The 12,100-nt window shown below is 59.3% G+C and carries 4 protein-coding genes; 3 read left to right on the forward strand and 1 reads right to left on the reverse strand.

All coding sequences use genetic code 11. The annotated features are described in order from the left end of the window. Positions 1 to 9,905: hemagglutinin repeat-containing protein (locus ACIOWA_RS12025; protein WP_401159968.1), on the reverse strand; the 9,905-nt coding region annotated here is incomplete at its 3' end. Positions 9,906 to 10,347: 442 nt separating this feature from the next. On the opposite strand from ACIOWA_RS12025, the gene ACIOWA_RS12030 reads away from it, so the two are divergent. The 3 genes from ACIOWA_RS12030 to ACIOWA_RS12040 all read left to right on the forward strand — a co-directional run bounded on the left by ACIOWA_RS12030 (position 10,348) and on the right by ACIOWA_RS12040 (position 12,081). After that, the gene (locus tag ACIOWA_RS12030; protein ID WP_003222690.1) at positions 10,348 to 10,623 is read left to right on the forward strand and encodes a hypothetical protein; all 276 of its coding nucleotides are present in this window, start codon (positions 10,348 to 10,350) and stop codon (positions 10,621 to 10,623) included. Positions 10,624 to 10,884: 261 nt separating this feature from the next. Next, positions 10,885 to 11,469 carry a papain-like cysteine protease family protein gene (locus ACIOWA_RS12035; RefSeq protein WP_401159970.1) on the forward strand — a complete coding sequence of 195 codons (585 nt, stop codon included), beginning with the start codon at positions 10,885 to 10,887 and terminating at the stop codon, positions 11,467 to 11,469. Between the two features lie 12 nt (positions 11,470 to 11,481). Then, complete coding sequence (locus ACIOWA_RS12040; RefSeq protein WP_339430790.1) at positions 11,482 to 12,081, forward strand: hypothetical protein; 600 nt, start codon at positions 11,482 to 11,484, stop codon at positions 12,079 to 12,081. Positions 12,082 to 12,100: the final 19 nt, after the last annotated feature.

Genomic DNA, 12,100 nt, shown 5'->3' on the forward strand with positions numbered 1-12,100 from the left:
AGCGAAACGCTGTTATCGGCACTGATTCCACTGCCAATGACGTTGATGTCCCGAGATGCATTGAGAATCGCATCGTGCCCGGCATTGACCTGGCTACCGATACTCTCGGAGCTGACAACTTCCCGTCCACCATTGTGGGAAGTGGCAAAAGTCATGTCCGCGCCAAAGCCTGGCGTTCCGGCAGCCCAACCGATAGCGTCCTTCAGCGAAAGGCCCAGTTTCTTTTTGTACTCTTCGGCACGGCTGTAGGCCTGATCATCGGCGGAAGACAGGGTGATATCGCCTTCCTTGTCCACCAGGCCAGCGTGTAGTTCAGCATCGTTTTTGGCGTTGACTTCACTGGCGTTCAGGCGAACATCGCGCCCGGCGAGAACCACCGTATCGTGACCAGCGTTCAACTCACTGCCGACCTGGGTAACCGATGTCTGCAAATGACTGCTGCCACTTTTGGACATGCCGAATAGGCCGGTTTTGGTTTTTTTGCTGTAACTGCCCGACTCCTCCGTAGCGGAAAGCACCGCGACATCGTTGGTCGCACCGACAAACAGATCATTACCGGCGTTCATCTGGCTGCCGATGATGGTGACGTTACGACCGCCATCAAGACTGAGGTCGCCGTCTTTACGCCTTGAGACGTTGACGGTCAGATCACGTCCCGCGTCGATTACTGACGCGACGTTTTCACTTTCATAGCTTTCTGTCTGGGTGGTCTTGCTTCGACCAAAGGAGCCTTTTTTCTTCCTGTAGTAGTAAGAGGAACTCTCGTCCTTGGCCGAAGCGACAGTAATATCCTGTACTGCGTCGAGGCTGACATCATCTTCAGCCTTGATCCGGCTGGCGATAATCCCAAGATCATTACCTGCCTTCAGGGAAATGTCGCGCCCGGAATTTAAAACCGACGACTGTTGAGTAATGCTGTGGGTTTCGTTAGCGCGCTTCTTGCTACGCGCGACATAGTCACTTTCATCGGCTGCCGAGGTGATCACGATGTCATGGCCGGCATCAACTTTGAGATCGCGCTTCGCATCCAGCCGACTAGCCACAACCGCCACATCCCGATCGGCACTGATCGACAGATCGCGCCCGGACGTCACTTCAGCACCGTGCTGGGTAATGGTCTGATTCAGGAAGTTGCTGCCACGTGAATCCGTGCGGCGATCCTGAACCGAGGTGATGTTCACATCGCGATCGGCATCGAGCGTCATGTCCCCACCGCTATTCAGCACGCCGCCGATATTGCTGATATCACGCCCGGCATTGATCGTCAGAACGTTGGCCGCTTCGATCCGTGCCGCGTTGTTCAGGACGTCGCGGTGCTGCAGCGTGCCGCCGTAGTTGGTGTCGTAGCCATAAACATCGCGCTGGTTGATCACGTCACCGTTGGTGGCCGTCAGACTGACGTCCTTGCCCGAAATAACGCCGCCGCCCTTGTTGACGATGTTGTTGCCGGCCTTGAGCGTGAGACGCTCACCGGCTTCGATCAAACCGCTGTTGGTGAGGTTGTTGCCGGCTTCAGCCGACAGGTTGTTCGAGGCGCGAAGCGTGCCGGCGTTATTGAGGTCCGCACCGGCGATCAGGGTCACGTCACCGCCCTGAATCAATGCGCCGTTGGGTGCCAGGCGGTTATTCGCCTGGGCGAGGTAAAGCACCGGCACCAGCACCTTCTCGCCATTCACTTCGTGCTCTTCGAGCCAGACGATGTCATGGGTCAATGCCGCCACTTGTTGCGCCGTCAATGTCACGCCCATCGACAGGTTGAGTTCATTCTTGCTGGCGATGGCGTTGTTCATCAGGTACTTGAACATCGCTTCGTCGGAGGTCTGGCCGTCGATGAAACGTTGGCCGGTGCGGGCAACGACAGCCTGCTGAACCAGGCGCTGTTCAAACAGGCCATCGCCCAGACGCTTGGCGCTGTTGTCCGGGTCGTACCCCAGTTTGTCGAGCAGATAGTCCGAGCTCATGAACTGCTTGAGATCGGTGAGTGCCGGGTTGGTCTCGATCAGGTATTTGTGCGGATTGGAGCGCACGCTGGTGTCAGGCAAGCCCTGAACGCGCGGAACATTGAATGAGGCGCTTCCCCGGTTGGGCAACAGTACGCCGACCGGCCCGTCACCCGCGGCTGCGTTTACATTGATCACGGCCGTCTTGTCGTTGAGGTTCAACGATGGGCGACTGGCCAATGCCAGCTCTCGGTTTTTCACCGAGACCGGATCGTTTGTGTCGAACTGCAAGTCAGTGGCGTGCCTGACCGGCATGCCATCGGAGCGCTCTGTAGTACTTGCGGCTATGGAACCAATCGTCCAGTCCTTGCCGGCAACCAACGTTTGTTCTGTGCCGCCCTTGCCGCTGAGACGGAACAAGCCATTGTCACCGGTCGGCAGCGTGAAGCCTGGCAGTGCCAGCGGGTTGACCTGTTGTTGCGCCAGATCCGGCGGCAACTGCGGGTTCAAGAAAACCACCGTCGGTTTGGCCGCGTTTTTCACCCCGGTATCGGCACCGCCCTTGGTGGTGCCGTCAAAGTTTGTATATGGGTTCAGGTTGCCGTTGTTGATGGTGGTCTTGGCGTTGATCTGTACCGCTTGTCCGGCCTGAATGATCGAAGGAACACTGCCGCCGCCGTTGGTGAAAACCCGGTCATCGCGCTGCTTCACGCCTGCCAGGATCTGTGCCGGCACTGCGACCTCGGGCCCGATTCCGAACTTGGTGTTGACCTTGTTGAGCAACTGCTTGTTCAGCGCCTGGTAATCCCAATGCATCCCGCCCTTGTCAGGCTCGTGCCAGCTATCAATATAGTCATATTGATTTTTTGAGTTTCGGTCGGCATAAGCCTGCAGGTCCGTGCTGACCCAGCTCGATTGGGGTTTGTTTGGAAGCCCGCCGAGTTTGTAGGTGCGCATCCGTGCAAAGGTGCCCGACTGCAAGCCGAAATTATCGAAGCTATCAACGTCGAGGGTGATGTTCTTGCCCGCGGAAATCAGCGACGCCGTGTTGGTGAAGGCCCCGACATTCGCGGTCAGATTGCCAGCCACCGAGAGCGATGATTGCGGCCCGGTGATCTTCGAGGTCGACTCAAAGTTTTCGTTGACGTAGAACGTGGTACCGCTGAACGTAATGTCGCCGGAGAGAAATTTCTCCTCGCCTATCACACCTTCAGTCTTGTTATTGAAACTGTTGGCGGACAGCGAAAAATCACCGTCCACATTGATCGAAGCCGCGAGGTTGTTGACGCTGTTTGCCCGACCGCCAGCAATACCGGCAATCGTCAGGTTGCCAATGCTGTAAACGTCCCCGGTCTGGTTGGTGAAATCATTGACCAGCAGATTCATGTTGCCGCCGCTGAAGACCAGCCCGTGGTCGTTCACTAGGCTAGCCGTGCTGATCGTCAGGTCCTGCGCGGCACCCAGCGTGCCGGTGTTGCTCACGGTGCCTGCATTGATCGTCAGGCCGTTGTTGGAAGTCAGTCGACCTCCGGCATTGTTCAACAGCCCGCCAATGTTGAAGGTACCCTGCCCGCCACTGCCGATGCTGGCGACGCTGGTGAGGCCCAGTTGAGCAGCGTTGAAGGTCATGTCACCCAGGCTGCTGACACGACCATTACCGCCGTAAGTCCCGCCTATCTGGAAGTCCATGCCACCATCACTGGCGATCAAACCCTCGTTGGTCCAGTTGCCGCCACGCGCCACCAACTGGTTCGACGCCAGCAACTGCCCGCTAGCGGTCTGCACAAAATTGCCGACGTTGACCGTCAAGCGTCCGGCCTGGATCACACTGCTGTTAGTCCAGCTGTCCGCGTTCAGCGTCAGGCCGCCGCGGGTTACCAGCGAGCCGCCGGCGTTCATGACGTTGGTGGTCGAGATGCCGAACTCGCCCACGCCGACATGGGTGATCGAGCCGCCAGCATTGAGGAAGCTCGGCGTGGCAAGGTTGAAGTCGTTGTTGGCGGTTTCCACCAGACCGTTGCGGTTATCGAACTGGCTGCCGATCTGGAAATCGGTTTTACCACCGACGCTCAGCGCGCGCAGTTTGCCGCTCTGGTTATCGAGGCTGGCAGCGCGCACGGCCAGGGTGTTGGCACTTTCGACAAGGCCGCCACGGTTGGTCAGGTTGCCGTTGACGCCCAGCTCGATGCCATTGCCACTGATCTGCCCGGCGTTGTTGTTGAGCGAACCGGCGCTGACTTTGACCATGCCTCGGGCATAGATGCCGCCACTGCTGTTGTCGAGTGCATTACCACCGGCATCGAGCAGAATGTCGCCGCTGTTGGCGGCGATGCGCCCGCCGTCGCTGTAGATACCACCGAGAGCACGCAAGTCGAGGCGGCTGCCTTCGATCTTGCCGCCCTGGCCGTTACGCAACACGCCGGTCAGGCGGGTCTGCAGCAAACCCTTGAGGCTCGACAGCACACCGCCACGGCTGTCGAGGCTGGCGGCGGTGAGGGTCAGGTCGCCGTTCTGGGCGATGATCTTGCCGCCTTGGTTGTCGATGGCGCCGCTGCCCGCATTCACGGTCAGTGCTGTCATGCTTTGCACAGCGCCCTTGGCGTTGTTCAGCGCCGCAGCGGTGAGGTTCACCCCGGCATCGCGGCTGGAGATCAGGCCATCGGTGTCGTTGTGCAGAGTGCCGCCAGCGGTGAGATCCAGTTGGCCGTTGGCCGACACGGTGCCGCTTTGGCTGTTGTTCAGATCACCGCTGGTGAGCAGGCTCAGCAAGGTCTGGCTGATCAATTGTCCGCCGCGGTTGTCGACACTGGCGGAACGCTTGATCAGCAGTGGGCCGCTGCTGCCCAGCGCACCATTGACGTTGGTCAGGGCACCGAGCAGGTCGAGGCTAACGCTGTCATCGCCAACGAGGCTGCCATTGCTGTTGTTCAGGTGCGTGCCGGTGAAGGTCAGGGCTTTTTTCGCAGTGATTCTGCCGCCGCTGTTGTCCAGCGATGCGGCGCGGACGTCGAGCGCGTCACCGCTCTCGATCAAGCCGCCGGAAGCATTGCTGAGCGTGCCGCCAGTCAGGGCCAGCGTCTGTTTGCCGCCACTGCTGACCGTGCCGTTGCTGTTATCGAGGCTGGCCGCTTTGATACTCACTTCGCCCTTCGCGCCCACGCCACCTTTGCTGTGGTTGGTGAGCGCACCACTGAGGTCGATGCTGGTGTTGCCGAGCAGGCTGGAGACACTGCCTTCCTGACTGTTGTCGAGGGTGCCGCCGGTGACGCTCACGCCGTTCCAGCCAGAGACCAGACCGCCCTGGTTTTTCAGCTCGGCAGCGGTCAGGGTCAGTTGATCGTTGCTGATCAAGTTGCCGCCACGGTTGTCCAGGCTGTTACCTTTCAAATTGAAGCTGTTGACGCTGGAAATCTCGCCCTTCTGGTTATTCAGGTTGCGCAGCGTCTCAATGCTCAACACGCCTTTGCTGTTGATCACGCCGTTCTGGTTATTGAGATCACGCAGGTGGGCGATGCTCAGCAAACCCTTGCTGCTGATCAGGCCGTCCTGGTTATTCAGATCCTGTGCGGTGGCGCCCAGATCGATCGCCACGCCCGCAACACCCACCAGCGTGCCGCCCTGATTATTCAGGCCGGTGCTGTTGAGGTTCAGCTGTTGCGCGGCCTTGATGCTGCCCTTGTTCTGGTTGTTCAGCAGGCTATCGACCTTGACGTCGATATCGCTGTCACTGAGCAAAACACCTTCGCCACTGTTGTCCAGACTCGCCGCGCGAACCTGCAGCGCCGCCGCCGCGATCTTGCCTTTGATCGAGGTCAGCGCGTTGTCGATCTGCAGGGTGAGTTTTTGATTGCTCAGCAGTTGGCCGCCGCTGTTATCCAATGACTTGGCGAGCAGTTCGAAAGCCTGCTCGCTGGAGATCTCGCCGCCACGGTTGTTTACGTCGGCCAGATTCTTCAACAGCAACTGACCCGGCGCACTGATGACGCCGCCCTGGTTGTTCAAAGCGCCGCCGTTCAGGTCGACGCTGACATCAGCATTGCTGCTGAACAGCTTGCCACTCTGCTGATCCAGACCACGAACATTGGCCACCAGCGAATTGGCCGCGCCGAGGCTGCCGGCGGTGTTGGTCACCTGGCCGGCTGTGATGTGCAGTTGATCGGCGGAGTAAATGCTGGCCTGACTGTTGTTGAGGTCGCCGGTGGTGATGCTCAGTTTGCCTTTGCCACTGATCGCGCCTTGTTGCTGGTTATCCAGCGTGCTGCTGTTGAGCGTCAGGTCGGTATCGGTCAGCAGTTTGCCGCCCTGGTTACTGACGGCGCCACGGGTGTCGATGGTCAGCGCTTTAGCGCTGGAGACCGTGCCGGCCTTGTTGTCGAGGCTGTCGGCGTTGATCGCCAGAGCCCCTTCGCTGACGACACTGCCCAGCCCGTTGTTCAGACCCGCAGAGAGGTTGATTGCGATATCTTTCTGGCTGGTCAGACGTCCGCTGTTTTCCAGGGTCTTGCCCGTCAGGGTCAGGCCGCTGTCACCGGACAGCAGCCCCTTGTTGCGGTTGATGACTTCATTAACCGTCAGCGCCAGATTGCCGCCAGCGAGCATGTAGCCGCTGTCACTGTTGTCGAGCCAGGCGCCGATCAGGCTCACATCGGCCTTGCTCGACAGTTCGCCGCTGCGGTTGTCGACACGGTCAACGGTGAGGTTCAGCGCTTTTGTCGCGCCCACCAGACCTTCCTGACGATTATCCAGAGACGCCGCTTTGAGCGTCAGGCCGTTGTCGGCAATGACCACACCGTCCTGGTTATCGAACAGACCGGTGACGCTCAAATCAACGTCGCCGCGACCACGGATTTCGCCATGGGTATTGTCCAGGCTGGCGCTGCGCGCTTCGATGCCTGCTGAGGCGATCACGCCTTTGATGTTGCTCAGGGCACGTTCAACAATCAGCGTGAGCTTTTCGTTGCTCAGCAGTTTGCCGCCATCGTTGTTCAGGCTTTGCGCGTTGACGCTCCAGGCTTTCGCGCCGGAAATCTCACCAGCGCTGTTGTTCACCTCATTGAGGTTCTTGAACAGCAATTGACCCGGCGCATGAATGTTACCGCGCTGGTTGTCGAGCAGACCGTTGTGCATGTCCACGGTCAGATCGGCGTTGCTGAACAGCTCGCCGCCGTCCTGCTCCAGCGAAGTGACCGATACGTCCAGGTTCTGCTGACTGCCGATGGTCCCGCCTGAGTTATCCAGGTGGGTGGCGGTGAGCAACAGCGTGCCATCGGTGGCGAGACTGCCGCCGCGCAGGTTCTTGAATTCGCCAGTGGTCAGCGTCGAATCGGCCTTGGCGCTGATGATGCCGGTGTCGCTGTTGTCGAGGCTGCCACTGGTAAATGTCAGGCCCTTTTGCGAGGCGAGCAATCCGCCCTGGTTCAATACAGCGCCGACGCTGGTGAGCGCCATCGACTCGATACTCGACAGTTTGCCCAGACGATTGTCGAGACTGCCGAGGTTGAGGGTCATCTGCCCTTCACTGCTGATCAGGCCTTGCTGGTTATCCACGGCCTCGCCGAAGGTCAGACCCAGTGTTTTCTGGCTGACGATCCGCCCGGCGACGTTGCTCAAACCGATGCCGCTCAGCGTGCTCGCGCCCTTGCTGAAAATCAGACCGTTAGTGCCGTTGATGATCTGCGCGACTTTCGCCTCCAGCGTGGTGTCGGACAACACCTTGCCGCCCTCGCTGTTGTCTAGGCGCGAACCGTTGATGTGCAGGTCCTGCTGGCTGGAGAGCGAGCCACCGCGGTTGTCGATCTGGTCGACGTTGACCGTCAGGGTCTTGAGCGACCCGACGAGACCGTCCTGATGGTTCTGCAGCGTCTTGCCAGTCAGCAACAGATTGCCTTCGGCGACCAGTTCACCGCCCTGCTGGTTCAGGCTGTCGATGCTGGCGTCGATATCGCCCTTGCCGGAAATGCGCCCACCATCGTTGGTGACATTTTTGGCCTTGAGGCTCAGCAGGCCGGTCGAAGTGAGCAAGCCGCCATTGCGGTTGTCCAGCGTGTTGCCTTCGAACGTCAGTGTTGCCTTGCTTTCAACGCGGCCCTTGTCGCGGTTGTCCAGCTCACTGATCAGCAGTTTCGCCGCCTGATCAGCGCGAATCGTGCCGCCGCGGTTGTCCGTATTGGCGCTGGTGAGCGTCAGGGTGTTGAGGCTGGAAATCTTGCCGGCGCGGTTATCCAGGCGCGTGGCCTGTACGTCCGTGGCAGCGTTGGCCTGGATCAGGCCTTTGTTCTGGTTGTCCAGGCGATCACTGATGCGCGTGGTCAGTGTGCTTTCACTGATCAACTGGCCTTGCTGACTGTTGTCGAGTTGTCGCGCGCGCAGGGTCAGCGATTGTTTGGCGCCGATCCGGCCGCCGTTGCTGTTGTTGATCGCACCGAGTGCGGTGATGTCGAGCAACTGCCCGGCGGTCATCACGCCGGCGACGTTATCCAGCGAAGTGACCGTCAGTACCGCGTCGGTCTGGCCGGCAAGTTCACCATTGCGGTTGATCAGTTGGCCGATATTGCCGGTCAGTCTGGCCTGGCTGTTGATCACGCCTTTGTTGTTCAGCACTTGAGCGGCATTGAGGTTCAGCGTAGCGCTGCTCTGCACGCGACCACCGTTGCGGTTGTCCAGTGTCCCCGCAGTGATCGCTGTGGTTTGCCCACTGAGTGTGCCGCTCTGGTTGTTCAGGGTTTGCGTGGTGTTGACTGTCAGATTGCGACTGGCTACCAGACTCTTGCCGCTGTTGTCGAGGTTCTGCGCATTCAGGCTCAGATCACCGTTGGCGTTGCGCCCGCCGTCGGCGTTGACCCCGGCTTCGATGGCCCCGGCATTGGTCAATTGACCGCCGGCACTGAGGGCGATGCTGTCGCGGGCGGCGAGTGTCTGGCGGTTGGTCAGGTTGCCCTGGGTCTGCACGTTCAATGCCGTGCCAGCATACACCGGCCCGCGCGCATCGAGACTGGCCGCCTTGACGTTGACCGCGCCGGTCGCCGAAGTATCGGCCAGGCTCAATTGACCGTTGGCATCAAGCTGAATATCGCCACCGCTGGCGATCAGTTTGCCGTCGAGTTTCACCCCGACCCCGGCCTCGGTGCCGACCAGTTTGATCGCCCCGGCGTACATCCCGCCGAGTGCCGAGGAGTCAATCGCCAGTTGCGGTTTGGCGCTGCCGTCATCGGCGCGGGCCGTGGCGTTGAGGGTTTGCGCATCGACGTCGTTGCGCCCGGCAACAATCGTCAGGTTATGCGCCTGGAGTTCAGCGTTGATCTTCGCGCTACGGGTGATGATTTCGAAGCGGTCGACGTTGTTGGCGTTGAGGCCTGCGCCTTCGATGGCGACGCTGCCCTGATCAACTTGAAAACGATCCAGCCGTCCCGCGCCATCCAGCACCGGTTTGCCGGTGGTCAGCGTGACCCGTGGCGAGTTGATGAAGCCGCAGCCATTACAGGTGATGCCATACGGGTTGGCGACGATCACTCGCGCTGACTGCCCCGCCACTTCGGTGTAACCGCGTAACTGACTCGGGTTGCCGCTGATGACCTCGTTGAGAATCGCCTGCGCCGAACCACTGTTTTTCAGGTTCGGGTTGCCGATGATGTGGCCGCCCAATTGCGTGTTCGACGTCTGGCTCGAGCCGTTATTGAGGATGACGCCCTGCGCGCCGACGTTGTAATCGTGGAACTGGTTATGCGACAGCCCGCTGCCGTTGGGCGTGGCGATGTTGATGATCGGCACGCCATTGCCGGCCCGGTCCAGCGCGGTGTTCGGGTTGGCCACGACAATGCCGTCGGCCTGCGCCCACATCGGTTGCCAGAACATTACGTTCGCCAGCAGGAACGCCAGACCGCGCTTGGGCATGCCCCAGAAATGCTCACGGGTTTTCACGGCAGCAGAAGGCTGACGAGCGAGGAAGGCGTATTGGCGAACGTCCATGTTTGAGCTCTCGTTGCGACAGGCGAATGAGGTCTGGGTTATCAACAGGCAAAGCGATCCCTGCCCGGCAAAACACGGCGCCAGGTGAGAGAACAAGCAAAAAGGGGATAAATGCGCGCTTTGGTCAGAACGTCCAAAGCGTGGCAGAAACGATCGCAGAACTGCTTGCGAAGAGTTTGTTCGATCCCTCGAAATCACCAATTGATATCAATGTGATGGCGCGATGGTAGATTGCCATCATTCTGACATCAATAAGTCGTACCGCGTCTTTTTTCGCAACCGCTCTAGCCCGCGGCTTTTCCTCAAGAAGTCTACTTTTCAGGGGGGATCGCGACCGTTCGGTCACTCCAAATGGGCCGGTAAAAATACTGTCACTGAACTTTTCACCGCCCAAACCCCTCCACCGATTAACCCGCCTTACCCGGAACGGAGGCCCGCCCCCATGAAAACCCTGCTCAAGTTAACCCTCGCCGCCACACTCGCCTGCGCCCTGCCCGTCTGGGCCTGCACGCCGGAAGAAGCCACCGCCAAGCGTGAACAACTGGCCAAGGAAGTCGCCAAGCTCACCGAGCAGAACCCCACCAAGGCCAAGGAGATCAATGCCGAGTTGCAGAAAATGGACTTGGGCACGGCCAGTGCAGATTTGCCGGACAAATGCCAGTTGATTGATCAGCGCTTGAAAGAGCTGGATTCGGCCGAGAAAAAAACCGAGAGCTAAAGCAAGAGCAAAAGATCGCAGCCTTCGGCAGCTCCTACACCGAACCCTGTAGGAGCTGCCGCAGGCTGCGATCTTTTGCCCTTAAAAATGCATTTGTGCATTTATTTTCTTGCATAAACGCATATCCAGACTATGGTTACATCGAGCAAGGAGATCGGCACCGTTCATCGCAGATGAAAACCGTTAACCACCGATCGCTCGGCAATACCGCAACACAATCACAAGCTGGACGCTTGTTTTCATTCATGGAGGACTGAAAAAATGTTAACCACTCAAGCAACATCGTTCACCGGCGAGAGCCTGCCAATGTGCCTCGTCGGCCACCTGCTCGACCCGCAACTGGTCGAGGTTGAAGCCACTGCGCAAACTGCGGCACTGGCCGCTGCCAATCTCAACTTCACCATGCAGAAACAGACGCAGACCAACTGGTGCTGGGCCGCCGTTTCCGCCTCGGTCGGCAACTACTACGGCACCGGGAACTGGACACAGTGCGGAGTCGCGAGCACCCAGCTGGATCGCAACTGCTGCAACCAGCCGGGTCCGTGTAACGTCTACGGCTATCTGGATTCGGCCCTGCAAACCACCCGCAGCTACAACGGGATGAATCAGGGTTCACTGCAGATGTCGGCCATCCAGAACCAGATCAACATGGGCCGTCCGGTCGGCCTGCGCTGTGCCTGGTACGGCGGCGGTGCGCACTTCCTGACGATCTATGGCACCAACGGCAACTACGTGCTGGTCGCCGACTCGATCTATGGCTATTCGACCCGTGCGTTGAACGCTTTCCCCGGTTCGTATAACGGTGGCGGCAACTGGACCCACACTTACTTCACCGCCAAAAACTAGGAGGGCGACATCATGCAACTGACTTATCCAAAGGCGCCTTCCAACGGCGTTCAGACACTGCGTCCGGCGCTGCAAGCCGCACTGCAAACCCAAGGCTTCGGCGCCAATCGCCAGTTTGCCAATGCAGCACCTGCGAAAATCAGCCTCAGCGAAGCCTATCGCGGCTACTCATTGAGTCTGGATGACCTGAGCACCGGCAAAGGGCTGAAAGACGCCAAGGTGGGCGACTGGCATTACCTGGTGTTCGCCGATGGCGTGACGATTGCCGATGCGCAACTGGCCGATGTACGCGGTCACGTCGAGTTCGCCTCGTTGAACCACGGGACGCTCGCCGCCGCGACTGTCGGAGCGCTGAAACTGGCCGAACAGTCACCACAACTGCAGGGTAAAACCGTTGAGCTGCGGGTGTTGTTTGTTTCAGCGCTGCACGTTGTGGCGATCTGGCTGCACGCCGACGGTGAAGATGTGCTGATTCCAATCGATCCAACGCCCAAAGAACTGGCGGGCACCCGGTTGTACAGCGAGGCGGCGCTGCTCGCCCTGCTGAAGCCGGCCGCTGACACGGCAAAGCAACGTTTTGATGCCGACACCAGCGGGCAGCTCGGGAGCTGACAAATCCCGGCCGTAAAAA

The organism is Pseudomonas sp. NPDC087614, assembly GCF_044743485.1.
Taxonomy (GTDB): domain Bacteria; phylum Pseudomonadota; class Gammaproteobacteria; order Pseudomonadales; family Pseudomonadaceae; genus Aquipseudomonas; species Aquipseudomonas baetica_A.

Bases quoted from the DNA above. Each gene is read 5' to 3' on its own strand.
- ACIOWA_RS12030 (WP_003222690.1), top strand. From the start codon at position 10,348: ATGAAAACCCTGCTCAAGTTAACCCTCGCCGCCACACTCGCCTGCGCC.
- ACIOWA_RS12035 (WP_401159970.1), top strand. From the start codon at position 10,885: ATGTTAACCACTCAAGCAACATCGTTCACCGGCGAGAGCCTGCCAATG.
- ACIOWA_RS12040 (WP_339430790.1), top strand. From the start codon at position 11,482: ATGCAACTGACTTATCCAAAGGCGCCTTCCAACGGCGTTCAGACACTG.